21 protein-coding genes are annotated in these 24,854 nt (G+C 72.3%); 9 read left to right on the forward strand and 12 right to left on the reverse strand.

All coding sequences use genetic code 11. The features are described from left to right. Nucleotides 1-48: 48 nt before the first annotated feature. Nucleotides 49-609 carry a two-component system response regulator gene (locus tag KUM38_RS37290; RefSeq protein ID WP_217136440.1) on the reverse strand — a complete coding sequence of 187 codons (561 nt, stop codon included), beginning with the start codon at nt 607-609 and terminating at the stop codon, nt 49-51. A gap of 109 nt (nt 610-718) precedes the next feature. Then, nucleotides 719-1,096 carry a chorismate mutase gene (locus KUM38_RS37295; protein ID WP_217136442.1) on the reverse strand — a complete coding sequence of 126 codons (378 nt, stop codon included), beginning with the start codon at nt 1,094-1,096 and terminating at the stop codon, nt 719-721. Between the two features lie 81 nt (nt 1,097-1,177). Here KUM38_RS37295 and KUM38_RS37300 point away from each other — a divergent pair, with 81 nt between their 5' ends. Then, nucleotides 1,178-2,074 (forward strand): hypothetical protein, encoded by an 897-nt coding sequence (locus KUM38_RS37300; RefSeq protein WP_217136444.1) that lies wholly within the window; start codon nt 1,178-1,180, stop codon nt 2,072-2,074. 101 nt (nt 2,075-2,175) lie between these two features. On the opposite strand, the gene KUM38_RS37305 is transcribed toward KUM38_RS37300, so the two are convergent. Then, nucleotides 2,176-2,901, reverse strand: a complete 726-nt coding sequence (locus tag KUM38_RS37305; RefSeq protein WP_217136446.1) for a VWA domain-containing protein — start codon at nt 2,899-2,901, stop codon at nt 2,176-2,178. Nucleotides 2,902-3,045: 144 nt separating this feature from the next. On the opposite strand from KUM38_RS37305, the gene KUM38_RS37310 reads away from it, so the two are divergent. Both KUM38_RS37310 and KUM38_RS37315 read left to right on the forward strand, forming a co-directional pair. Then, nucleotides 3,046-3,972 (forward strand): rhomboid family intramembrane serine protease, encoded by a 927-nt coding sequence (locus KUM38_RS37310; RefSeq protein WP_217136448.1) that lies wholly within the window; start codon nt 3,046-3,048, stop codon nt 3,970-3,972. Continuing rightward, the gene (locus KUM38_RS37315) at nt 3,969-4,874 is read left to right on the forward strand and encodes a chitosanase (RefSeq protein WP_308409142.1); all 906 of its coding nucleotides are present in this window, start codon (nt 3,969-3,971) and stop codon (nt 4,872-4,874) included. The genes KUM38_RS37310 and KUM38_RS37315 overlap by 4 nt, the downstream gene beginning before the upstream one ends. A gap of 129 nt (nt 4,875-5,003) precedes the next feature. Here KUM38_RS37315 and KUM38_RS37320 read toward each other — a convergent pair whose 3' ends face one another. From KUM38_RS37320 to KUM38_RS37330, 3 genes are all read right to left on the reverse strand, one after another. Continuing rightward, entirely contained in the window at nt 5,004-6,467 is a 1,464-nt protein-coding gene (locus tag KUM38_RS37320; protein ID WP_217136450.1) for a glutamate synthase subunit beta, read from the reverse strand. After that, a complete protein-coding gene (gene gltB, locus KUM38_RS37325; protein ID WP_217136452.1) occupies nt 6,460-11,061 on the reverse strand; it encodes a glutamate synthase large subunit in 4,602 nt (1,533 codons plus the stop codon). Before gltB ends, KUM38_RS37320 begins: the two co-directional genes overlap by 8 nt. Nucleotides 11,062-11,432: 371 nt before the next feature. Then, nucleotides 11,433-12,164: a VIT1/CCC1 transporter family protein gene (locus KUM38_RS37330; RefSeq protein ID WP_217136454.1), complete on the reverse strand. Its 732-nt coding sequence runs from the start codon at nt 12,162-12,164 to the stop codon at nt 11,433-11,435. A gap of 259 nt (nt 12,165-12,423) precedes the next feature. On the opposite strand from KUM38_RS37330, the gene KUM38_RS37335 reads away from it, so the two are divergent. Genes KUM38_RS37335 through KUM38_RS37360 form a run of 6 tightly spaced genes read left to right on the forward strand, consistent with a single transcriptional unit; the run spans nt 12,424 to nt 19,425 of the window. Beyond that, the gene (locus KUM38_RS37335; protein ID WP_217136456.1) at nt 12,424-13,470 is read left to right on the forward strand and encodes an ADP-ribosylglycohydrolase family protein; all 1,047 of its coding nucleotides are present in this window, start codon (nt 12,424-12,426) and stop codon (nt 13,468-13,470) included. Then, nucleotides 13,467-14,729, forward strand: coding sequence for an ADP-ribosylglycohydrolase family protein (locus tag KUM38_RS37340; RefSeq protein ID WP_217136458.1), 1,263 nt, complete (start codon nt 13,467-13,469; stop codon nt 14,727-14,729). Before KUM38_RS37335 ends, KUM38_RS37340 begins: the two co-directional genes overlap by 4 nt. A 7-nt stretch (nt 14,730-14,736) precedes the next feature. After that, nucleotides 14,737-15,924 (forward strand): ADP-ribosylglycohydrolase family protein, encoded by a 1,188-nt coding sequence (locus tag KUM38_RS37345; protein WP_217136461.1) that lies wholly within the window; start codon nt 14,737-14,739, stop codon nt 15,922-15,924. Continuing rightward, a complete protein-coding gene (locus KUM38_RS37350) occupies nt 15,912-17,396 on the forward strand; it encodes an ADP-ribosylglycohydrolase family protein (RefSeq protein ID WP_217136463.1) in 1,485 nt (494 codons plus the stop codon). Before KUM38_RS37345 ends, KUM38_RS37350 begins: the two co-directional genes overlap by 13 nt. Then, nucleotides 17,393-18,598: a CaiB/BaiF CoA-transferase family protein gene (locus tag KUM38_RS37355; protein WP_217136464.1), complete on the forward strand. Its 1,206-nt coding sequence runs from the start codon at nt 17,393-17,395 to the stop codon at nt 18,596-18,598. The genes KUM38_RS37350 and KUM38_RS37355 overlap by 4 nt, the downstream gene beginning before the upstream one ends. Beyond that, nucleotides 18,595-19,425 (forward strand): CoA ester lyase, encoded by an 831-nt coding sequence (locus tag KUM38_RS37360; RefSeq protein ID WP_217136466.1) that lies wholly within the window; start codon nt 18,595-18,597, stop codon nt 19,423-19,425. Before KUM38_RS37355 ends, KUM38_RS37360 begins: the two co-directional genes overlap by 4 nt. Nucleotides 19,426-19,572: 147 nt before the next feature. Here KUM38_RS37360 and lgt read toward each other — a convergent pair whose 3' ends face one another. The 6 genes from lgt to trpC all read right to left on the reverse strand — a co-directional run bounded on the left by lgt (nt 19,573) and on the right by trpC (nt 24,700). After that, entirely contained in the window at nt 19,573-20,529 is a 957-nt protein-coding gene (gene lgt, locus KUM38_RS37365) for a prolipoprotein diacylglyceryl transferase (RefSeq protein ID WP_217136468.1), read from the reverse strand. Nucleotides 20,530-20,622: 93 nt separating this feature from the next. Then, nucleotides 20,623-21,402, reverse strand: coding sequence for a thioredoxin domain-containing protein (locus KUM38_RS37370; RefSeq protein WP_217136470.1), 780 nt, complete (start codon nt 21,400-21,402; stop codon nt 20,623-20,625). 98 nt (nt 21,403-21,500) lie between these two features. After that, on the reverse strand, nt 21,501-22,316 hold the full coding sequence (trpA, locus tag KUM38_RS37375; protein WP_217136472.1) for a tryptophan synthase subunit alpha: 816 nt from the start codon (nt 22,314-22,316) through the stop codon (nt 21,501-21,503). After that, the gene (gene trpB, locus KUM38_RS37380) at nt 22,313-23,596 is read right to left on the reverse strand and encodes a tryptophan synthase subunit beta (RefSeq protein WP_217136474.1); all 1,284 of its coding nucleotides are present in this window, start codon (nt 23,594-23,596) and stop codon (nt 22,313-22,315) included. Before trpB ends, trpA begins: the two co-directional genes overlap by 4 nt. Nucleotides 23,597-23,650: 54 nt before the next feature. Then, nucleotides 23,651-23,869: a tryptophan biosynthesis modulator TrpM gene (trpM, locus tag KUM38_RS43895; protein WP_374227127.1), complete on the reverse strand. Its 219-nt coding sequence runs from the start codon at nt 23,867-23,869 to the stop codon at nt 23,651-23,653. 21 nt (nt 23,870-23,890) lie between these two features. Beyond that, the gene (gene trpC / locus KUM38_RS37385; RefSeq protein WP_217136476.1) at nt 23,891-24,700 is read right to left on the reverse strand and encodes an indole-3-glycerol phosphate synthase TrpC; all 810 of its coding nucleotides are present in this window, start codon (nt 24,698-24,700) and stop codon (nt 23,891-23,893) included. Between the last annotated feature and the right edge of the window lie 154 nt (nt 24,701-24,854).

Genomic DNA, 24,854 nt, shown 5'->3' on the forward strand with positions numbered 1-24,854 from the left:
GCTGCCTGATGCGGTCGCCGAACCACAGGGGCGGATCGGGTACGCGCCCTATGTCCGGTCTCGTTCGAGCTCCCCGGTGTGCGCCCCGGCGGGCCCTCCGGGCGGCACGTGCGCGTGCGGGTGGGGCAGGGCGGGATGTCCGGGGGCGCCGGGATGTCCGGGGGTGCCGGTGCGTTCCCCGAGCCGGGCGCGCAGGGCGCGGACCTCGCGTTCCAGGGCGAGCCGGCGCTGGTGCGTGTCGTAGAGGTGACGGATCTTGGTGCGCAGCGCCCACGGGTCGACCGGTGGGGTGACGAGGTCGGCCACGCCGAGGGCGTACGCGGCGGCGCCGAGCTGCGGGTCGCGGGTGAAGCCGGTGAGCAGGACGACGGGGATGAGCTGGGTCTGTTCCAGGCGCCGCATGTAGCGCACGACGTCGAGTCCGCCGGTGCCGGGCGGCCGGACGTCGAGGAGCAGCAGGCCGACGTTCCCGCGCAGCAGCTGTTTGAGGGCCTCGTCGCCGCTGGTGGCCCGGCCCAGCAGGTGGCCCAGCGGGGCCAGGGCGCTCTCCAGGGCGTACAGGGTGTCCTCGTGGTCGTCGACGATGAGGATGCGGGCGTTCGGCGGCATGCGCGTGTCCCTCCTCGCAAGGGACCGGATGGCTGTCCGGGTGCCGGCGGGGGTGCTCGCCGGCCGACAAGGAGTGCACAGCGCAGCATGCTCCGCGCGGGCGGCCGTGTCACTCCCCCGGGGAGGACGCCGTGGCGTGGTTCGCCGAGGGCGTGGCGCCGTTCAGGGCGTCCTCGGCGATGCGCTCGTGGTGGCGGATCACCTCCGCGATGATGAAGTTCAGGAACTTCTCCGCGAAGGCCGGGTCGAGTTTGGCGTTCTCGGCGAGGGCGCGCAGCCGGGCGATCTGGCGGGCCTCCCGGCCCGGGTCGGCGGGCGGCAGCTGGTGCGCGGCCTTGAGACGGCCGACCTGCTGGGTCGCCTTGAAGCGTTCGGCGAGCATGTGGACGACGGCCGCGTCGATGTTGTCGATGCTGTCGCGCAGCCGGGCGAGCTCCTCGCGGACGGCAGGGTCGGCGTCACCGGTGGTGGTGTTGCTGGTGGTCATGGTGGGTCACCTTACGGGGCGGGCACGGGCCGGGGCGGGCCCGTACAGTGGAACCGGGTTCAGGGCGTCCGGGGGTGAGACGTGGCGAACGGCGGGCCGGTCGAGCACGGTTACCCGCATCTGGAGACGGTGCGGGCGGCCGTCACCGCGCTGTACCGGCGTCTGTCGTACGACACGGTCCGCACGTTCTCGGTGAGCGTGGCACCGGTCGACGTGGCGTTCTGCGACACGGACGATCTTCATCTGGGAGCGCAGCGGGTGGCCCGCGAGCTGGTGCGGCACTACCGGCTGCCGGACGCGCGGCTGATCGTCGGGTTCCGTGAGATGACGCATGCGGCGAACGTGGAGCTGGCGTCCGGACCGGAGTACTTCGTCGAGCTGAACGACCGGTTCCGGACGCATCGGCGGGACATCGGGGCGGCCCTGGCGCACGAGGTGGCGCATGTGTACCTGCACCGGCTGGACCTGTCGTTCCCGGGGACGCGGGAGAACGAGATCCTGACGGACACGACGGCGACGTACCTGGGTGCGGGGTGGCTGCTGCTGGACGCGTTCCGGGAGGACGAGGCGTCGTCGCAGAAGCTGGGGTACCTCACCCCGGAGGAGTTCGGGTACGTGCTGGCGAAGCGGTCGCTGGTGTTCGGGGAGGATCCGTCGGTGTGGTTCACCAGCGCGCAGGCGTACACGGCGTACACGAAGGGTCTGGCGGTGGCCCGCCGGGACGCGGAGCAGCCGCCGCTGACGGGAGCCGGCTGGGCCGGACGGCGGCGGTACGCGCGGGAGCGGCGCCATGCGGAGGACCATCGCGTGTCCGCGGGACGGCCGGAGGTCCCGTACAGCTTCACTCCGGCCGAGCACGGCTCCCTGCGGGTGTCGTTTCCCTGTCCTACGTGTCATCAGCGGATCCGCGTGCCGGTACAGGGGCGTGTGCGCGCGCGTTGTGGGCTGTGCCGCACCGTGTTGGAGTGTGATACCTAGCGGTATCGGGGCTCAGTTTTTTGGGTGCGGGTGCGTCGTGGCTTGTCGCGCCCACGCGGCGGAGCCGCGGATCGACACGGCCCCGCGCCCCTGTGGGGGCGCTACACCTCACCCGTGATCCCTTGCACCCGCGCTGCCGCCAGCCATGTGGGGAACTCGCCCACCAGACGGTCATAAAGATCTGCGTCCGAGACCTTCGTAGGGTTCTCCCCCGCGTGGAAGAAGCCCGCGTTGTCGATCACGCGCTTCTTCGGGACCGCCAGTTCGTCCAGTTTGCGCAGGTAGTCGAACTGTTTGCTGTTCGGGTCGCCGAAACCGATGAACTGCCAGAACAGGGGCAGGCGGGCGGCCTTGCAGAGGTACTTCTCCGCGGCGAGTTTGTTGATGGGGCCGCCGTCGGTCTGGAAGACCACCAGGGCGGGGGCCGTGGAGCCGCTGTCCAGGTAGTGGTCGATGACCGCGTCCATCGCCAGGTGGTAGCTGGTCTTGCCCATGTGACCGAGGCCGGACACGATCCGTTCGATGCGGCCCCGGTGGTCGGCGAGGGCGATGTCGGTGACGGCGTCGACGTCGGTGGAGAAGAAGACGACCGGCACGGTGCCGTCGTCGTCGAGGTGCGCCGACAGGCTCAGCACCCGGTCGGCGAGCGCCTGCACGCTGCCGTCCTTGTAGTAGGGCTTCATCGAGCCGGAGTAGTCGACCACCAGGTAGACCGCGGCGCGCAGCCCGTCCAGGCCGTGCTTGGCGAGTGACACCCCGGCGGTCTTGTAGAGGCTGACCAGCGCGGGCGCCGTCTCCTCGATCTTGCGCAGACTGATCGCGGCCATATGACTCCCCCTCGGTCATGGAACTGGCCCCGAGGGTACGGCACGATCACCCCACCTCTCACTCCGTTCACAGGTGTTCGATATTTTGTTCGCCGCCGTCCCCACCGGCTCACTTCCGTCCCGTCCCTCCCGAGGAGCCGGCCCGTGGATTCCGAGTCCACCGTCACCACCTGCTACCGCCACCCCAAGGTGGAGTGCCACGTCCGCTGCGTCCGCTGCGAGCGGTACATCTGCCCGGACTGCATGCGCGAGGCGGCCGTGGGCCACCAGTGCCCCGAGTGCGTCAAGGAGGGCGCGCGGTCGGTACGGCAGGCCCGCACGCTGGTGGGCGGCCGGGTCTCGGCGGTGCCCGTGGTGACGTACGTGCTGATCGCCCTCAATGTGCTGGTGTACCTGGCGGAGCTGGCGCTGCCGGAGACCGTGGACCGGTTCGCGATGGTGGGCGCGGGGCTGCTCGGACCGGACGGCGAGCACTACCTGTGGATCGACCCGTACCCCGCGGGCTTCAGTCCGGAGGGGCTGGTGAACGGGGAGTGGTACCGGCTGCTGACCGGTGCGTTCCTGCATCTGCCGCCCACCGAGGGCACGTTCGGGATCTTCCACGTCGTGATGAACATGGTGGCGCTGTGGAACCTGGGCCGGCTCGTCGAGCCGATGCTGGGCCGGGTGCACTACCTCGCCCTGTACCTGCTGTCGGCGCTCGGCGGTTCGGTGCTGGTGCTGCTGATCGCGCCCGGGGACGCCGTGGTCGGCGCGTCCGGCGCGATCTTCGGGGTGGGGGCCGCGTACTACGTGATGGCCCGGCGCGTCGGGGCCGACATGAGCCAGGTCAACCGGTTCATGGCGGGGCTGCTGCTGTGGCTGGTGGTCTCCGCGGTCGTCACGTCCTGGGAGGGGCACCTCGGCGGGCTGCTGGCCGGCGGCGCGGTGGCGGTGGCGTTCGCGTACGCCCCCAGGGACGGGCGGCGGACGGTGGTGCAGGTGGGCGCGTGCGTGGCGCTGGTGGTGGTGCTGGCGGGGGCGGCGGCGGTCAAGGTGTCCGAACTGACGGGTGGAGGTATCCCCCAGTGAAACGTGCCGGTGTGCTGCTCCTCGCGGCCGCTCCCGTGATCGCCACGGGGATGTACTTCGTCATGCCGACGGACTCGGCGGACGCCCCGGCGGCCGCGCCGCCCGCGGCCACCGCCCAGTCGGCCCGTGAGGACGCCAAGGACCGGGCCGAGGAGGAGCGGGCGGAGGACGACGCGGTCATCGCCGGTCTGCCGGCCGGGCTGGCCGCCCCCGCGAAGAAGGAGCTGGCCCAGCAGCTGGTGGCGAGCGCCGAGCACTCGACCACCGACTGGCGCACCACCTACGGCTCCATCGAGGACCAGCACGACGGCTGCGGGTACACGGCGGGCATCATCGGCTTCTGCACCGGCACCCACGATCTGCTCATGCTGGTCGAGGGCTACACCGAGGACCACCCGGACAACGGGCTGGCGTCCTATCTGCCCGCCCTGCGCGAGGTCGACGGCTCGGACTCCCACGAGGGCCTGGACCCCGGCTTCCCCGCCGCGTGGGAGGCGGAGGCGAAGGTGCCCGCCTTCCGCGCGGCGCAGGAGGCGGAGCGCGACCGCGTCTACTTCGAGCCGGCGGTGCGGCTCGCCAAGCTGGACGGCCTGGGCACGCTGGGCCAGTTCGTCTACTTCGACGCGATGGTCTTCCACGGCCCCGACCTCGACCCGGACGGCTTCTACGGCCTGCGTGAGCGCACGCTGAAGCAGGCGAAGACGCCCGCCGCGGGCGGTTCCGAGAAGAAGTACCTGAACGCCTTCCTCGACATCCGCCGCGAGGCCATGCTGACCCGGTACCCGGACCAGGACACCTCCCGCGTCGACACGGCCCAGCGCCGGTTCCTGGAGGCGGGGAACCTGGGGCTGGACACCCCGCTGGTGTGGGAGATGTACGGGGAGCACCACAGGCTTCCCTGAGCATGCGGAGGCGCCTGCCCAGTCGTCCGGTCGGGGACTGGCGGGCAGGCGCCACCTGTGTGTTCCGTACGCCGTTGTACGGGACGCATATGAGGGACCGTCAGGTCACCTTGTGAGCCGCGCCGGCCGTCAGACCATCAGCGAGCGGTCCGTCGGGCGGATCGGGGCCGGCAGCTCGCTCGCCCCGGTGAGGAGGCGGTCGCAGCCGCGGGCGGCCGAGCGGCCCTCGGCGATCGCCCACACGATGAGCGACTGGCCGCGGCCGGCGTCACCGGCGACGAACACGCCGGGCACGTTGGTCTGGAAGTCGGCGTCGCGGGCGATGTTACCGCGTTCGTCGAGCTCCAGGCCGAACTGCTCGACCAGGCCGTTGTCCCGGTCGGTGCCGGTGAAGCCCATGGCGAGGGTGACCAGCTGGGCCGGGATCTTGCGCTCGGTGCCCGGCTTCGGGGTCAGCCTGCCGTCGACGAACTCGACCTCGGTCAGGTGCAGCCACTGGACGTTGCCGTCCTCGTCGCCCTCGAAGTGGGTGGTGGAGACGGAGTAGACCCGCTCACCGCCCTCCTCGTGGGCGGACGTGACCTTGTAGAGCATCGGGAAGGTCGGCCACGGCTGCGAGGCCGGGTCCCGCTCCTCGTTCGGGCGGGGCATGATCTCCAGCTGCGTGACGGAGGCCGCGCCCTGGCGGTGGGCGGTGCCCACGCAGTCGGCGCCGGTGTCACCGCCGCCGATCACCACGACGTGCTTGCCCTCGGCCGAGATCGGCGGGGCGACGTAGTCGCCCTCCTGCACCTTGTTGGCCAGCGGCAGGTACTCCATGGCCTGGTGGATGCCCTTGAGCTCGCGGCCCGGCACCGGCAGGTCGCGCGCGGTCGTCGCGCCGACGGCGAGGACCACGGCGTCGTACCGCTTGCGCAGCGCGGTGGCCGGCATGTCGCGGCCGATCTCGACGCCCGTGCGGAACTTGGTGCCCTCCGCGCGCATCTGCTCGATGCGGCGGTTGATGTGCCGCTTCTCCATCTTGAACTCGGGGATGCCGTAGCGCAGCAGGCCGCCGATGCGGTCCGCGCGCTCGTACACCGCGACCGTGTGGCCGGCCCGGGTCAGCTGCTGGGCGGCGGCCAGACCCGCGGGGCCGGAGCCGACGACCGCGACGGTCTTGCCGGACAGGCGCTCGGGGATCTGCGGGGCGACGTCACCGGCCTCCCACGCCTTGTCGATGATCGAGACCTCGACGTTCTTGATGGTGACCGGCGGCTGGTTGATGCCGAGCACACACGCCGACTCGCACGGAGCGGGGCACAGGCGGCCGGTGAACTCCGGGAAGTTGTTCGTGGCGTGCAGCCGCTCGGAGGCGGCGCCCCAGTCCTCGCGGTAGGCGTAGTCGTTCCACTCGGGGATGAGGTTCCCCAGCGGACAGCCGTTGTGGCAGAACGGGATGCCGCAGTCCATGCAGCGGCTGGCCTGCTTGCTGATGATCGGCAGCAGGGAGCCGGGGACGTAGACCTCGTTCCAGTCCTTCTTGCGCTCCTCGACCGGGCGGGACCTGGCGACCTCGCGGCCGTGGTTCAGAAAGCCCTTCGGGTCAGCCATTGATCGCCGCCTCCATCATCTTCTCGGTGATCTCGGTCTCGGAGAGACCGGCTCGCTCGGCGGCGTCCTTGGCGGCGAGCACTGCCTTGTACGTACTGGGGATGATCTTGCTGAAGCGCCGCACGGCGGTGTCCCACTCGGCGAGCAGCTTCCCGGCGACGGTGGAGCCCGTCTCCTCCTGGTGGCGGCGGACCACGTCGTGCAGCCACTGCTCGTCGGCCTCGTCCAGCGCCTGGACGGCGTCCAGGTTGCCGGCGTTGACGTTGTCCCGGTCCAGGTCGATGACGTAGGCGATGCCGCCGGACATGCCGGCCGCGAAGTTGCGCCCCGTCTCGCCGAGGACGACCGCGTGACCGCCGGTCATGTACTCGCAGCCGTGGTCGCCCACGCCCTCGGAGACGACCAGCGCGCCGGAGTTGCGGACGCAGAACCGCTCGCCCGTACGACCGCGCAGGAACAGCTCGCCGCCGGTCGCACCGTACGCGATCGTGTTGCCCGCGATGGTCGAGTACTCGGCGAGGTGGTCGGCCGCGCGGTCCGGGCGGACCACGATCCGGCCGCCGGACAGGCCCTTGCCGACGTAGTCGTTGGCGTCGCCCTCCAGGCGCAGCGTGACACCGCGCGGGACGAAGGCGCCGAAGGACTGCCCTGCGGAGCCGGTGAAGGTGATGTCGATGGTGTCGTCGGGCAGGCCCGCGCCGCCGAACTTCTTCGTCACCTCGTGGCCGAGCATGGTGCCGACCGTGCGGTTGATGTTGCGGATGGCGACCTGGGCGCGCACCGGCTGGGCGTCCTCGGCGCCGGACGCGGCGAGGGCGTCGGCGGCGAGCTTGATCAGCTCGTTGTCGAGCGCCTTCTCCAGGCCGTGGTCCTGGGCGACGACCTGGTGGCGGACGGCGCCCTCGGGCAGCTCGGGCACGTGGAACAGCGGGGCCAGCTCCAGGCCCTGCGCCTTCCAGTGGTTCACCGCGCGGGTCACGTCGAGCACCTCGGCGTGGCCGACGGCCTCCTCGATGGAGCGGAAGCCCAGCTCGGCGAGGAGCTCGCGGACCTCCTCGGCGATGAACCGGAAGAAGTTCACGACGTACTCGGCCTTGCCGGAGAACCGGTCCCGCAGGACGGGGTTCTGGGTGGCGATGCCGACCGGGCAGGTGTCCAGGTGGCAGACGCGCATCATGACGCAGCCGGAGACGACCAGCGGGGCGGTGGCGAAGCCGAACTCCTCGGCGCCGAGCAGCGCGGCGATGACCACGTCACGGCCGGTCTTCAGCTGTCCGTCGGTCTGCACGACGATCCGGTCGCGCAGGCCGTTGAGCAGCAGGGTCTGCTGGGTCTCGGCGAGGCCGAGCTCCCAGGGGCCGCCGGCGTGCTTCAGCGACGTGAGCGGGGAGGCGCCCGTGCCGCCGTCGTGACCGGAGATCAGCACCACGTCCGCGTGCGCCTTGGAGACACCCGCGGCGACGGTGCCGACGCCGACCTCGGAGACCAGCTTGACGTGAATGCGCGCCTGGGGGTTGGCGTTCTTCAGGTCGTGGATCAGCTGGGCGAGGTCCTCGATGGAGTAGATGTCGTGGTGCGGCGGCGGGGAGATGAGGCCCACGCCCGGCGTCGAGTGCCGGGTCTTCGCGACCCACGGGTAGACCTTGTGGCCGGGCAGCTGGCCGCCCTCGCCGGGCTTGGCGCCCTGGGCCATCTTGATCTGGATGTCGTCGGAGTTGACCAGGTACTCGGAGGTCACGCCGAAGCGGCCGGAGGCGACCTGCTTGATGGACGACCGGCGGGCCGGGTCGTACAGCCGCTCCGGGTCCTCGCCGCCCTCACCGGTGTTGGACTTGCCGCCCAGCTGGTTCATGGCGATGGCGAGGGTCTCGTGCGCCTCCTGGGAGATGGAGCCGTACGACATGGCGCCCGTCGAGAACCGCTTGACGATCTCGGAGACCGGCTCGACCTCGTCGACGGGGATCGGCTGCCGGTCGGACGTGAAGCCGAACAGGCCGCGGAGCGTCATCAGCCGCTCGGACTGCTCGTTCACCCGCTCGGTGTACTTCTTGAAGATGTCGTAGCGGCCGGAGCGCGTGGAGTGCTGGAGGCGGAAGACCGTCTCCGGGTCGAACAGGTGCGGCTCGCCCTCGCGGCGCCACTGGTACTCGCCGCCGATCTCCAGCGCGCGGTGCGCGGGGGCGATGCCCGAGGCGGGGTACGCCTTGGCGTGGCGGGCGGCGACCTCCTGGGCGACGACGTCGATGCCGACGCCGCCGATCTTGGTGGCGGTGCCGTTGAAGTACTTCTCCACGAAGGCGTCCTCGAGGCCGACGGCCTCGAAGACCTGGGCGCCGCGGTAGGAGGCGACCGTGGAGATGCCCATCTTGGACATGACCTTCAGGACGCCCTTGCCGAGGGCGTAGATCAGGTTGCGGATCGCCTGCTCGGGCTCGATGTCCGGCAGGAAGGTGCCCGCGCGGACCAGGTCCTCGACGGACTCCATCGCCAGGTACGGGTTGACGGCGGCGGCGCCGTAGCCGATGAGCAGGGCGACGTGGTGGACCTCGCGGACGTCACCGGCCTCGACCAGCAGACCCACGTGGGTGCGCTGCTTGGTGCGGATGAGGTGGTGGTGGACGGCCGCGGTGAGCAGCAGCGACGGGATCGGCGCGTGCTCGGCGTCGGAGTGCCGGTCGGACAGGACGATCAGGCGGGCGCCGTTCTCTATGGCGGCGTCGGCCTCGGCGCAGATGTCCTCGATGCGGGCAGCGAGCGCGTCGCCGCCGCCGGAGACCCGGTACAGGCCGGACAGGGTCGCGGCCTTGAAGCCGGGCATGTCGCCGTCGGCGTTGATGTGGATGAGCTTGGCCAGCTCGTCGTTGTCGATCACCGGGAAGGGCAGGGTGACGCTGCGGCACGTCGCGGCGGTCGGCTCCAGCAGGTTGCCCTGCGGGCCCAGCGAGGAGCGCAGGGAGGTGACCAGTTCCTCGCGGATCGCGTCCAGCGGCGGGTTGGTGACCTGCGCGAACAGCTGGGTGAAGTAGTCGAAGAGCAGGCGCGGGCGCTCGCTCAGCGCGGCGATCGGCGAGTCGGTGCCCATCGAGCCGATCGGCTCGGCGCCGGCCTTGGCCATCGGCGCGATCAGGACGCGCAGCTCCTCCTCGGTGTAACCGAAGGTCTGCTGGCGGCGGGTGACCGAGGCGTGGGTGTGCACGATGTGCTCGCGCTCGGGCAGGTCGGACAGCTCGATCTCGCCGGCCTCGAGCCACTCCGCGTAGGGGTGCTCGGCGGCGAGGCCGGCCTTGATCTCGTCGTCCTCGATGATGCGGTGCTCGGCGGTGTCCACCAGGAACATGCGGCCGGGCTGCAGGCGGCCCTTGCGGACGACCTTCGCCGGGTCGATGTCGAGGACGCCGACCTCGGAGCCGAGGACGACCAGGCCGTCGTCGGTGACCCAGTAACGGCCGGGGCGCAGGCCGTTGCGGTCGAGCACGGCGCCGACCTGGGTGCCGTCGGTGAAGGTGACGCAGGCGGGGCCGTCCCAGGGCTCCATCATCGTGGAGTGGTACTGGTAGAAGGCGCGCCGGGCCGGGTCCATGGAGACGTGGTTCTCCCACGCCTCCGGGATCATCATCAGCACGGAGTGCGGCAGCGAACGCCCGCCCAGGTGCAGCAGTTCGAGGACCTCGTCGAAGGACGCCGAGTCGGAGGCGTCGGGGGTGCAGACCGGGAAGATCCGCTCGAGGTTCTTGTCCTCGCCCCCGAACAGGTCGGAGACCAGCTGGGACTCGCGGGCGCGCATCCAGTTGCGGTTGCCCTTGACGGTGTTGATCTCACCGTTGTGCGCGACGAAGCGGTACGGGTGCGCGAGCGGCCACGACGGGAAGGTGTTCGTGGAGAACCGGGAGTGCACCAGCGCGATCGCGGAGCCGAAGCGGCGGTCGGACAGGTCCGGGAAGAAGGGCTCGAGCTGGCCGGTGGTCAGCATGCCCTTGTAGACGATGGTCCGCGCGGACAGCGACGGGAAGTAGACGCCCACCTCGCGCTCGGCGCGCTTGCGCAGCACGAACGCCTTGCGGTCGAGGTCGATGCCCTTGCGCTCACCGGCGGTGACGAAGATCTGCCGGAAGACCGGCATCGTCGAGCGGGCGGTGGCGCCGAGCAGTTCGGGTGCGATCGGCACCTCGCGCCAGCCGAGGACGGTCAGGTCCTCGGCGGCGGCGATCTCCTCGATGCGGGCGACGGCGGCGTCGGCGCCGTCCTCCGGCAGGAAGGCGATGCCGACGGCGTAGCCGCCGGCCTCGGGCAGGTCGAATCCGGCCACCTCGCGGAAGAAGGCGTCGGGGACCTGGGAGAGGATTCCGGCGCCGTCGCCGGAGTCCGGCTCGGAGCCGGTGGCACCACGGTGTTCGAGGTTGCGCAGGACCGTGAGGGCCTGCTCGACCAGAGCGTGGGACGCCTCGCCGGTGAGGGTGGCGACGAAGCCGACGCCACAGGCGTCGTGCTCGTTGCGGGGGTCGTACATACCCTGCGCAGCAGGGCGAGCATCCATGAACGACCAGTTCAGGCGGTCGTTCGTGGAGTGCTGGGACGGCTGGCGCGGCGTACGCATCGGCTCTCCCGTCGTCGTCATGTGGCATGTGCGAAGTGCCGAGGGACGACGCTGGCCCTCTGCGTGGTGCGAAATTTCGTGCAGGTTACATGATGGAGCGGTTCTCGGGAACCGGGATATTCCGTTCCAGCATGCGGACACCACATGGGTCGCGGCGGGATTCCGCGCCTGGCGGTGGAGGCTATGGAGACCGGGGCGGACAGATCGGTGTCCGTCGGTCCGATGGCGGGAAAGGGCTTCTTCGCCCGCCCCGCGGGGCACGCCGTCGGCCTCTTTGCCCACAGCGCTTACGGCTCATGCCCAGTGGTCACGCGGCCGAAACCCACACGTTACGACTACTTATGCGGCCCAACGCATAAGTGCGAGTCGCATTATCCTACGGCCGTTCCGAACAGTGCGCCCAGGGCGTACGTCACACCGGCCGCCGCGCCACCGAGGGCGAGCTGCCGCAGGCCGCTGTACCACCAGCTCCGCGCCGTCACCTTGGCCACCACCGCGCCGCACAGGAAGAGTCCGAGCAGCGCCAGCAGCACGGCGGGCCACAGGCTGCTCGCGCCGAGCAGATAGGGCAGGACGGGCAGCAGGGCGCCCAGCGCGAAGGAGCCGAAGCTGGACACGGCGGCGACGGTGGGCGAGGGCAGGTCGCCGGGGTCGATGCCGAGTTCCTCGCGGGCGTGGATCTCCAGCGCCTGCTCGGGGTCCCTGGACAGCTGTCGGGCGACCTCGCGGGCCAGGTGGGGCTCGACGCCGCGGGCCTGGTAGAGCGCGGCGAGCTCGGCCTCCTCGTCCTGGGGGTGCTTGCGCAGCTCGCGCCGCTCGACGTCGAGCTCGGCCTCGACCAGCTCGCGCTGGGAGGCGACGGAGGTGTACTCGCCGGCCGCCATGGAGAAGGCGCCGGCGGCCAGACCGGCGAGGCCGGTGAGCACGACGGTCTGCTGACCGACCGAGCCGCCGGCGACACCGGTCATCAGGGCGAGGTTGGAGACCAGCCCGTCCATCGCCCCGAACACGGCGGGGCGCAGCCAGCCGCCGTTCACGTCCCGGTGCGTGTGGTTGTCGCGGTGCGCCTCGTGCAGCGTCGCCTCGGTCTCGATGATGGCCATGCCGGTGTCCCCCACAGTCTTCTTTGGACAAGTTCTATTCTTCGACAACACCCAATGTATGCCTTTCGATTCCCTCCCGCCAGCAAGGAAAGGCTGGGCTAACCTGCGGTTTTGCGGATTTCGCTCGTTTGTGTAGAAGGGCGCGCAGATGTCGACCGGGTGACGCTGAGCCCCGTGAGGCTGCGCCGGGCACCGCACCGGGGACAGATCCTCAAAGGGCTCCGCGCCTCTCGGGGCGCACCTGAGAGGAGAGCCGCGCATGGCGTCGACCACCCGCATCCCCTCCGTCCCGGCGCCCGGGGACACCCTCGGACGCCGGGAGCGGGCGCGCGGCGCGCTGCTCGGCCTGGCCGTCGGTGACGCGCTGGGCGCCCCGGCCGAGAACATGAAGCCCTCCGAGATCCGCGCGCGGTGGGGCCGCGTCACGGGATACGTGGCGGAGCACCCGGCGGGCACGGACGACACCGAGTACGCGATCTTCTCGGGCCTGCTGCTGGCCCGGCACGGCTCCGCCCTCACCCCGGCACACGTCGAGGCGGCCTGGCACGAGTGGATCGCGGACCGCGAGGAGGGCCCCTTCCGGGGCGCCGGCTTCAGCGAGCGCGGCACGCTGGAGAACCTGCGCCGGGGACTGGCGGCGCCGATCTCCGCCCAGCACCGGCACGCCTGGAGCGACGGGCTGGCGATGCGGGCGGCGCCCCACGGGGTGTTCGCGGCCGGCCGTCCCGACGAGGCGGCCCGGCTGGCGGCGATCGACGGCTCGGTCAGCCACGACGGCGAGGGCATCTACGGCGGCCAGGCGGTCGCAGCGGGCGTCGCGGCGGCGATGGCCGGGGCGCCGGTGGTCGCGGTGGTGGCCTCGGCCCTGGCGGTGGTGCCGGACGACTCCTGGACCGCCCGCTCGCTGCGCCGCGCCGTCACCGCGGCCCACCTCGGCGAACGCGCGGTCCGCGCGGCGGTGGTGATCGGCGGCTACCCGTGGACCGACCTGGCCCCGGAGGCGGTCGCCCTCGCCTTCGGCGCGTACGCGGCGGCCGACGGCGACTTCGCGCAGGCGGTACTGACGGCCGTCAACATGGGCCGCGACGCCGACACCACGGCGGCGGTGGCCGGCGCCCTGGCGGGCGCGACCCGGGGCGCCGCGGCGATCCCGCCGGCCTGGTCGTCCGCCATCACCCCGGCCCGCGGCACCTGCCTCCCGACCATGGCGGGCCACCACGTCCTGGACATCGCTGACCTGCTGACGCCGGAGGAGCCCGACGCCTTGCTCCCGGCACCGGCCGACGAGACGGAGGCGCCCACATGATCCCCCTGGCCGAGACACGACCCGCGGTCGCCGACGGCGAGGAAGCCCCACAGGGGCCACCCGCACCCGACGACGAAAGCAGCACGGGTGGTGCGGATGGGAACATCCGGGCCGAAGGCGAAGCCGAGGCCGTCGAAACCGCGCCGCGGGCAAGGATCGAGGGCCTCCTCCTCGGCCTCGCCGCAGGCGACGCCGCCGGCTGGCCGGCCGCCCGTCACCGGGCGGCAAGGATGCCCGAGTGGACGAGACGCCTCACCCGCGAACTGGACACCTTCGCCGAACAGAACGCGACGACCACCCTCCCCGTCCCCATCGCCCTCAACCAGCCCTCCGAACCCCTGCGCCTGGGCCCCTCCGACGACGCGGAATGGGCGGCCTTCGCCGCGGAGGCCGTCCTCCGCGCCGGAGACGACACCGCCTTCGGCGACCTGAGCCGGGAACGCCGCACCCGCGCGGCGATCGACCTGACCTGGAACACGGTCGCCGGTGAGATCGCCGCGGCAGCGGACCGCGCCCCCGAGACGGAGTCCGCCGTGCTCCCCCTGCGCGCCCGCATCTCCGTCCGCGCCGGCCTCGGCAACCTCGCCGCCGGCCTGCGCCCGCCCGCCACCGGCCACGACAACCCGCACTACTTCGACGACGCCGCCTGCGTCCGCGCCTGCGTCCTGGCCGTGGCCCACCCCGGCGACCCACGGGCCGCCGCCGACCTCGCCGAGTTCGACGCCCGCTACACCCAGGACGGCGACGGCGTGCACGGTGCCCGTGCCATGGCCGCCGCCGTCTCCCTCGCGCTGACCGGCGCGGACCCGCACGCCTGCGTGGCAGCGGCCTGCACCGAGCTGCCCGAGGACACGGAGATCGGCCGCAACGCCCGGCACGCCCTGAAGCTCGCGGCGGACGCCGACAGCGCCTTCACCCTCGTACCACCGCTGGAGCACCAGATCGTCGACCACGTCTACAGCTACGGCGTCGCCGCCGCCGAGACCGTCCCCGTCGCCCTCGCCCTCACCACCGCCGCCCACGGCCGGATCGCGGAGGCGGTTCCCGCGGCGGCCTGTCTGTCCCGGGTCGCGGACTCCGCCCCGGCGCTCGTCGGCGCCCTCACCGGCGCGCTGGGCGGCGGCGCGGCGATCCCGGCGTCCTGGAGGGAGAGCTGCCGCACCCTCTCCGGCTGCGTGCTTCCCCGGCTCACCGGCACGGACCTGGTGGAACTCGCCGGACTCCTGGAAGCCGCGCAACCGGCCCCCACAGAGGGATGATTCGGGCATGACGCGCGAAGACACAGAAAACAGCGACCGGGGCCTGCCCCTGGACGAGCGGATCACCGGCGCCCTCGTCGGAGCGGCCGTCGGCGACGCCCTCGGCGGGCCGGTCGAGGGGTACTCCCCCGAGCAGATCGTCGAACGCCACGGCGGACGCGTGCACGGCATCGTCGGCCCGTGGAACGGCACCGAGTGGCGCACCGCCCGCCCCATCGCGCCGTACCACAAGGGCGACGGCCACGTCACCGACGACACCCTGATGACCCACGCGCTGGTCCGGGTGTACGCGACGGTCCGCGACCACCTGGACGCCTACGCCGTCGCCGACCACCTGGTCCCGGACCTGATGACGAACCCCCGCTGGATCCCGGAACTGGAGGCGGAGGCGCTCCCGCTGCAGCGGATCTTCCTCGCCGAGAAGTGGCTCGTGGCCCGCCTGCACTACGGCCACGTCGACCCGCGCGAGGCCGGCACCGGCAACATCGTCAACTGCGGTGCCGCGATGTACATGGCCCCGGTCGGCCTGGTCAACGCCGCCCATCCGGCCGCCGCCTACGCCGAGGCGCTGGACGTCGCGGGCGCGCACCAGTCGTCGTACGGCAGGGAGGCGGCCGGTGTCTTCGCGGCGGCCGTGGCGGCGGCGTGCGCGCCGGGCGCGACGGCGGACTCGGTCGTCGCCGCGTGTCTGTCGTCGGCGAAGGACGGCACGCGGGAGGCGATCGAGAAGGTCTGCGACGTCGCCGCGCGGCACACGGACTTCGAGTCGGCGCTGCGTCCGCTGCGGGAGGCGGTGACGCCGTACGACACGGTCGGCCCCGACTACCGTTCCCCCTCCCTGGGTGCCCGCCGCCCGTCCCGGCTGCACGCCGTCGAGGAACTCCCGGTCGCGCTGGGCATGCTGGTGGTGGCCGGCGGCGACTTCCGGCACGCGGTCCTGGGCGCGGTGAACTACGGCCGCGACTGCGACTCCATCGCCACGATGGCCGGCGCGGTGGCCGGTGCGCTCGGCTCGCCGGTCCCCGAGGGCTGGGCCAAGACGGTGGCGGAGGCCAGCCGCCTCGACCTGTGGGAGCCGGCGGCCGCCCTCACCGCCGTGACCCGCGAGATCTTCGCGCGCGACGTGGACCGCCGCCGCACCCACGAGCGCGCGTTCGCCGAGCTGGCGGGGGGAGCTCCGGAATGCTCCGACTGACCTGGGTCCAGCCGGAGGACCTGATCGGCCACGAACTGCGCCAGGCGTCCCAGGACGGGCGCGAGCCCTCGGCCGTCGCCGCCCGCTGGCGCGCGGCGGGCGGCCCCGAAGCCCCCCTCACCGCAGGCGCCTCCCCCACCCCGGCCTCCCCCTACCTCCGCCTCCTGGCCACCGACCTCCTGGACGAACTGGCCGACCTCCCCAGCACGTTGGCGGACGACGAACCGACCGACCTGGCCCGAATCAAATCCCTGTGCCCCGACTGGCCCGTCACTGCGGGCAATCGTGCCGCTGGGGCGATGGGGGTCCCCCCGCTCGAGCGAAGCAGAGAGTGGGGGAGGGTGGGCGCTGGGGGCACCCCCTCTGGGGGAGGCACCCCGCAAACGCCGGGCTGCGCAACTACCCCCCGAGCGCCCCACCCCGCCCGCCTGGAAGCCGCCTGGCTCGGCAGAGCGGTCGGCTGCCTCCTGGGCAAACCGGTGGAGAAGCTCCCCCTGACGGGGATCCGCCACCTGGCCAAGGCCACCAAGAACTGGCCCCTGAGAACCTACTTCACCGCCCACGGCGTCCCCGAGGACCTCCTGACCAGGTACCCCTGGAACCGCCGCTCCGCAACGACCTCCCTCGCCGAGAACATCGACGGCATGCCCGAGGACGACGACCTCAACTACCCCCTCCTCGCCCTCCTCGTCCTCCAGCGCCACGGCCGCGCCTTCACCCCCACCGACGTGGCCCGCGTCTGGCTCGACGAACTCCCCGCCGGCCGCACCTTCACCGCCGAACGCGTCGCCTACCGCAATCTCCTCAGCGGCCTGGAACCCCCGCTGACCGCCCGCCACCACAACCCCTTCCGCGAGTGGATCGGCGCCCTGATCCGCGCCGACGTGCACGGCTGGACCAACCCCGGCGACCCGGCCGCCGCCGCCGAGCAGGCCCACCGCGACGCCACCCTCACCCACACCGCCAACGGCGTCTACGCGGCGATGTTCACGGCCGCCGTCATCGCCACCGCCGCCACCGGCGACCACGACGTCCACGCCTGTCTGCGCATCGGCCTCACCGTCGTCCCGCCCCGCTCCCGGCTCGCCCGGGCCGTCCACCGGGCCGTACGACTCGCGCACGAGCACACCGACTTCGACACCGTCGTCGACGTCCTGCACGACACCTACGCCGCCACCCACCACTGGGTGCACTCCGTCCCCAACACCGCCCTGATCGCCGCCGCCCTCACCCACGCCGACGGCGACTTCACCGGCTCCGTCTGCCGTGCGGTGTCCGGCGGCTGGGACACCGACTCCAACGGCGCGACGGCCGGCAGCATCGCCGCCCTTCTCGCCGGTTCGCCCCGCGCGCTCCCCGAACGCTGGACGGCCCCGCTGAAGAACCGCCTGGCCACCTCCGTCGGCGACTTCCACGGCACCGGCTTCGACACCCTGGCCCGACTGACCCACCTGGAGGCCACCCGCCCATGACCAGTCCCGCCCCCGCCGATCCCCCGCTGACCGGCCTGCGCGTCCTCGACCTCGCCACCCTCTTCGCCGGCCCCCTCGCCGCGACCCTGCTCGGCGACTTCGGCGCGGAGGTCGTCAAGGTCGAGCATCCGAGGAAACCCGACCCCTCCCGGGGTCACGGCCCGTCGAAGGACGGCATCGGCCTGTGGTGGAAGGTGCTCGGCCGCAACAAGCGCACCATCACCCTCGACCTGTCCACACCCGGCGGCCGGACCACCCTCCTCCGCCTCGCCGGGACCGCCGACGTCGTCATCGAGAACTTCCGTCCCGGCACCCTGGAGAAGTGGGACCTGGGCTGGCCCGAGCTGTCCGCCGTCAACCCCCGGCTGATCCTGGCCCGGGTCACCGGCTTCGGCCAGTTCGGCCCGTACGCGCACCGCCCGGGCTTCGGCACCCTCGCCGAGGCGATGAGCGGTTTCGCCGCGATCACCGGGGAGCCGGACGCCCCGCCGACCCTCCCGCCGTTCGGCCTGGCGGACTCCATCGCGGGCCTGGCCACGGCGTACGCGGTCATGACCGCGCTCGCCGGCCGGGACCGCACGGGAGAGGGCCAGGTCGTCGACATGGCGCTGATCGAGCCGATCCTCACCGTGCTCGGCCCCCAGCCGACCTGGTACGACCAGCTGGGCCACGTCCAGCCCCGCACCGGCAACCGCTCCCAGAACAACGCGCCGCGCGGCACGTACCTCACCGCCGACGGCACCTGGGTCGCGGTCTCCACCTCGGCCCAGTCGATCGCCGAGCGCGTGATGCACCTGGTGGGCCGTCCTGACCTGATCGACGAGCCCTGGTTCGCCACCGGCGCGGGCCGGGCCCGGCACGCGGACGTGCTGGACGAGGCGGTCGGCGGCTGGATCGCCCGGCACACCCGCACCGACGTCCTGGCCGCCTTCGAGAAGGCGGAGGCGGCGGTCGCCCCCGTCCAGGACGTGCGGGACGTCATGGCGGACCCGCAGTACCAGGCGCTGGACACGATCACCACGGTCGACGATCCGGAGCTGGGACCGCTGCGCATGCAGAACGTGCTTTTCCGGCTCTCCGGCACCCCGGGCGCGATCCGCTGGGCGGGCCGCCCGCACGGCGCGGACACCGAGGAGGTCCTGACCGGGCTGGGCCTCACGCCCGACGACCTCGCGGAGCTCCGCGCGGAGGGCGCCCTGTGACGGGGTTCCCGCTGACCTGGCTGTACGCCCCCGGCGACCGTCCTCCCGTGGTGGCGAAGGCGCTCGCCTCCGGCGCCGACGTGGTGGTGATCGACCTGGAGGACGCGGTCGCCCCCGACCGCAAGGCCTACGCCCGCTCCGCCACCGCCGAGCTGCTGCGCGACCCCCAGCCGGTCCCGGTCCACGTCCGCGTCAACGCCCTGTCCGGCCCCTGGGCCCGCGCCGACCTCGCGGCCGTCGCGACCGCCCCCGGTCTGTCCGGCCTGCGCCTGCCCAAGGTGTCGTCCCCGTCCGACGTCGTACGCGTCGCCCGCCGCGCCGTGTCCGCCCACGGCGGCGCACCGCCCCTGTACGCCCTCCTGGAGACGGCCCTCGGCATCGAACGCGCCCATGCCGTGGCCACCGCCCACCCGTCCCTGCGCGGGATCGCCATCGGGGAGGCGGACCTACGGGCCGACCTGGGCGTACGCGACGACGCGGGCCTCGACTGGTCCCGCTCCCGGGTGGTCGTCGCCGCGCGGGCGGCGGGTCTCGCCCCGCCCACCCAGTCCGTCCACCCCGACACCCGCGATCTGGACGGCCTGGCCGCCTCCTGCGCCCACGGCCGCGCCCTGGGCTTCCTGGGCCGCGCGGCGATCCACCCCCGCCAACTGCGGATCATCGAGCGTGCCTACCTCCCCACGGAGGAGGAGATCGAACAGGCGGAAACGGTCGTCAAGGCAGCGGCCATGACCCAGGGCGCCCAGGCCCTCCCCGACGGCACCTTCATCGACACGGCGGTAGTACTGGCAGCCCAAAGAACCCTGTCCCTGGCCCACAGAACCTGACCCTCGATTCCGCGGGCAGTCGTGCCGCAGGGCGGCACGGGTGGGCGCGACGGCACCCCGCAATCGCCGGGCTGCGCAACACCCCGCCCCACACAAACCGAGGGCGCCCGGAAAACCCGGACGCCCTCGGTGTCGTACAGCGAACCGTCAGCTCTTCTTCGCCGACCCGGCCCCGTCCTTGGCGTCCTCGGCCGCATCCGACGACTCAGCCTCGTCCTTCTCCACGCCCTCGGCGGAGTCGCCCTCGGCCCCATCGGCCTCACCGCCGGAGGCAACCTCACCACCGGAGGCACCCGGCTCCACCACGTCCTCACGCCCCGGCCGCTTCCGCACCGACAGCACGATGTACAGCACCGCCAGCAGGAACACCAGGAGCGCCGTCCAGTTGTTCAGCCGCAGCCCGAGGATGTGATGCGCCTCGTCGACACGCATGTACTCGATCCAGAACCGTCCCGCGCAGTACCCGGCGACGTACAGCGCGAACGCCCGTCCGTGCCCGAGCTGGAACCGCCGGTCCGCCCAGATCACCAGCAGCGCCACACCGACGCACCACAGCGACTCGTACAGGAACGTCGGATGGTACGTGCCCGGCTCCCGCCCGTCGGCGGAGGACGTGATCTCCACGGCCCACGGCAGATCGGTGGCCCGCCCGTACAGCTCCTGGTTGAACCAGTTGCCCCAGCGTCCGATCGCCTGGGCGAGGGCGATGCCCGGCGCGATGGCGTCGGCGTAGGCGGGCAGCGGGATGCCCCGGCGCCGGCAGCCGATCCACGCGCCCAGCGCACCGAGGGCGATCGCGCCCCAGATGCCGAGGCCGCCCTCCCAGATCTTGAAGGCGTCCACCCAGTCACGGCCCTCGCTGAAGTACAGCTGGTAGTCCGTGATCACGTGGTAGAGCCGGCCGCCGATCAAGCCGAAGGGCACGGCCCAGACAGCGATGTCGGCCACCGTGCCGGCCCGCCCGCCCCGGGCGATCCAGCGCTTGTTGCCGAGCCAGACGGCAACGAAGACGCCGATGATGATGCAGAACGCGTAGCCGCGCAGCGGAACGGGGCCGAGGTACAGCACTCCGCTCGACGGGCTGGGAATGTAGGCAAGTTCCATGGCAGGGTCGACGCTACCGTGCCGGACCGGCCGCACGGCAGGCGGTCCGGCTACGGCTCCATAACAGGACCGTCGGACGGTCGGTCCGGGGCGTCACTGTCCCTTGTTGGCCTCCTGGACCATCTGCTTGAACTTCTCGGGGGTCATCGAGCGGTCCTGGTTGATGTTCTTGCCCTCGTACATCACCGTCGGCGTGCCGGTGAAGGCGCCCTTCTGGAACGCCTCGTGGGACTTGGTGACCCAGCTGTCGTGCGTGCCGTCCTCGACGCAGGTGCGGAAGGCGGGGGTGTCGAGTCCGTCGACCTTGCCGGCCAGCTCGATCAGCCTGTCGCCGTCGGCGAAGGCGTCGTCGCTCTCCCTCGGCTGGTTCTCGAACAGCACGTCGTGGTACGCGGCGAACTTCCCGGCGTCCTGGGCACAGGCGGCGGCGTTGGCCGCGTTGCGGGAGCCCGTGCCGCCCATGCCGTTGTCGATCAGCGTGACCAGGTGGTACTCCACCTTCAGCTGGCCGGAGTCGGTCAGCTCGTGGATGGTGGGGCTGTAGTTCTGTTCGAAGACCTTGCAGGCCGGGCAGCGGAAGTCCTCCCACACCGCGAGGGTGGCCTTGGCGCTCTCCTTGCCGACCGGGATGGCGAGCCCGTCCTTGCCCAGGGCCCCGGAGGGCGCCACGACGGGGCCGGCCGCCTCCCTCTCGTCGTCCCCGCCCGAATTGGCGGCGACGACGCCGATCACCGCCGCGAGTCCCAGGACGCAGAGCACGCTCGCGCCCACGATCAGGGCGCGGCGCCGCTTCTCCGCCGTCTTCTGCTTCTCGCGCTCGACCGCCATCCGCTCCCGGGCGGTGCGCTTTCCCTCACGGTTCTTCTCGCTCACACCCCGCAGAACGAACCGGGGAGGCGCACAGCGCCTCCCCGGTCCCAGGTCCACCCGTACGAGGGACCCGTATGACTACCTGCGGACACCCCGGTCGGTCACGCCTGCCGGCGTACCCCCTTGGCCAGGTCACCGGCGAGGGCGCGCACGGCCTCGACGCCGGCCGCGTCGTCGGGGGCGTCCAGCATCCGCTTGACGAAGGCGGAACCGACGATCACGCCGTCGGCGAAGCCGGCGACCTCGGCGGCCTGGGCGGCGTTGGAGACGCCCAGGCCGACGCAGACGGGGAGGTCGGTGGTGGCGCGGGTGCGCCGCACCAGGTCCTCGGCCTGCGCGCCGACCGACTCGCGGGTGCCGGTGACGCCCATCAGGGAGGCGGCGTAGACGAAGCCGCTGCCGGCCGCGGTGATCTCGGCGAGCCGCTCGTCCTTGCTGCTGGGCGCGACCACGAAGACGGTGGCGAGCCCGTGCTTCTCCGCGTGCTCCCGCCACAGCGCCGACTCCTGCACGGGCAGGTCGGGCAGGATGCACCCGGCGCCGCCCGCCTCGGCGAGCTCGGCGGTGAACCGCTCCACGCCGTAGCGGTCGATGGGGTTCCAGTAGGTCATGACGAGGATCGGCTTGCCGGTGGCCGCGTGCGCCTCGCGGACCGTGCGCATCACGTCGGCGATCTTCACGCCGCCGCGCAGGGCGATGTCGTCGGCGGTCTGGATGACCGGGCCGTCCAGGACGGGGTCGCTGTGCGGCAGCCCCACCTCGACGACGTCGGCGCCGCCGTCCAGGGCGGCCTTGACCGCCTCGATGCCGCCGTCCACGGTCGGGAACCCGGCCGGGAGGTAGGCGATGAGGGCGGAGCGGCCCTCGGCCTTCGCCGCGGCGAGGGTGTCGTCCAGCAGCCGCACGTTCCCGCTCACTTGGCGTCCCCCTCGATCTCGGCGGTGCCGGCCTCGTCGGCGGCGACCTCGGCGTCGGTGTCGTACAGCCCGAAGTAGCGGGCGGCGGTGTCCATGTCCTTGTCGCCGCGGCCGGACAGGTTGACCACGATCAGCCCGTCCTCGCCCAGCTCCCTGCCGACCTCCAGGGCGCCGGCGAGGGCGTGGGCGCTCTCGATGGCCGGGATGATGCCCTCGGTGCGCGACAGCAGGCGCAGGGCCTGCATGGCGGCGTCGTCGGTGACCGCGCGGTACTCGCCGCGGCCGCTGTCCTTGAGGTAGGAGTGCTCGGGTCCGATGCCCGGGTAGTCCAGGCCGGCCGAGATCGAGTACGGCTCGGTGATCTGGCCCTCGTCGTCCTGGAGGACGTAGGACCGGGAGCCGTGCAGGATGCCGGGCTCGCCCGCGGTGAGGGTGGCCGCGTGCTCGCCGCTCTCGATGCCGTGTCCGGCCGGCTCGCAGCCGATGAGGCGTACGTCGGTGTCCGGGATGAAGGCGTGGAAGAGGCCGATGGCGTTGGAGCCGCCGCCGACGCAGGCGATCGCGGCGTCGGGCAGGCGTCCGGCGCGCTCCAGGACCTGGCGGCGGGCCTCGACGCCGATGACGCGGTGGAAGTCGCGCACCATCGCCGGGAAGGGGTGCGGTCCCGCGACGGTGCCGAAGAGGTAGTGCGTGCGGTCGACGTTGGCGACCCAGTCGCGGAACGCCTCGTTGATGGCGTCCTTCAGGGTGCGGCTGCCGGACTTCACGGCGATGACCTCGGCGCCGAGCATCCGCATCCGGGCCACGTTGAGGGCCTGGCGCTGTGTGTCGATCTCGCCCATGTAGATCGTGCAGTCGAGGCCGAAGAGGGCGCAGGCGGTGGCGGTGGCCACGCCGTGCTGGCCGGCGCCGGTCTCGGCGATGACGCGGGTCTTGCCCATGCGCTTGGTGAGGAGGGCCTGGCCGAGCACGTTGTTGATCTTGTGTGAGCCGGTGTGGTTCAGGTCCTCGCGCTTGAGGAAGATCCGGGCTCCGCCGGCGTGTTCGGCGAAACGGGGGACCTCGGTGAGCGCGCTCGGGCGGCCGGTGTAGTCGACCAGGAGGTCGTCGAGTTCCCGGGCGAACTCGGGGTCGGACTTGGCCTTGTCGTACTCGACGGCGACCTCGTCGACCGCCGCGACGAGGGCTTCCGGGATGAACTTGCCGCCGAAGGCGCCGAAGTACCCTTCGGCGGTGGGGATCTGACCCTCCGGGTCGGGGATGAAGAAGTTGCTGGGCATGCGGGTACCTCACGGTGAGTGTCGTCGGGACTAATCGCCGTGGGGGCGGGGTCGTCAGTCGGTCGCCGGCCGATTGTGGCTGGTCGCGCTCACGCGACGGAGTCGCGTATTCAGTACAGCCCCGCGCCCCTGTGGGGCGCGCTGCCATCGCCGCCCGTTCACTTGTCCCGGTTCGTCGCCGATGACGTAGCGGACCCTGCGGCCGTGCACCCTGCGGGCGGGGGCACGGCAGCCCCGGGGCCGGCAGCCACGTGCGAGGCGGGAGAGGGTCATCGGGGCCAGCCTACCGGGACGTCAGCCGCGGCCGTGCCGCAGTGCCGGGTGTTCGCCCGCCGCCACCAGGTCGGAGACGGCCGTCTTCGGATCCTTGCCGGTGACCAGGGACTCGCCGACCAGGACGGCGTCGGCACCGGCGTTGGCGTAGGCGATGAGGTCGTGCGGCCCGCGGACGCCGGACTCGGCGACCTTGACCAGGGTGTCGGGGATCTCGGGGGCGACCCGCTCGAAGGTGCCGCGGTCGACCTCGAGGGTCTTGAGGTTGCGGGCGTTGACGCCGATGACCTTGGCGCCCGCGTCGACCGCGCGCTCGACCTCGTCCTCGTCGTGCACCTCGACGAGCGGGGTGAGACCGATGGACTGGGCGCGCTCGATCAGCGACTCCAGGGCCGGCTGGTCGAGGGCCGCGACGATCAGCAGCGCGAGGTCGGCGCCGTACGCGCGGGCCTCCCAGAGCTGGTACGACGTGACGATGAAGTCCTTGCGCAGCACGGGGATGTCCACGCGCGCGCGGACGGCCTCCAGGTCGGCCAGCGAACCGCCGAAGCGGCGCTGCTCGGTGAGGACGGAGATGACGGCCGCGCCGCCCGCCTCGTAGTCGGCGGCGAGTCCCGCCGGGTCCGCGATCGCGGCCAGCGCGCCCTTGGACGGGCTGGAGCGCTTGACCTCGCAGATCACCTTGACGCCGTCACCGCGCAGGGCGGCCACGCCGTCCTTGGCCGCGGGAGCCTTCGCCGCACGCTCCTTGAGCTCGTCGAGGCTGACGCGCGCCTGCCGCTCCGCGAGGTCGGCACGGACTCCCTCGATGATCTCGTCGAGCACACTCACGCGAGCGGCCCCCTTCCTGACGGTCGGTCTTCACTGGTCACTGCGATGGTATCCGCAGTGGGACGTATGCCTCGCATCCAGGCCGAGTCCGGCCCCTCCCCCGCCCTCGAACCGGCTTCGCACGGCTCGGGCGGGAGACGTCTCCCTCCTGGAC

The organism is Streptomyces sp. AC558_RSS880 (assembly GCF_019049255.1).
Taxonomy (GTDB): domain Bacteria; phylum Actinomycetota; class Actinomycetes; order Streptomycetales; family Streptomycetaceae; genus Streptomyces.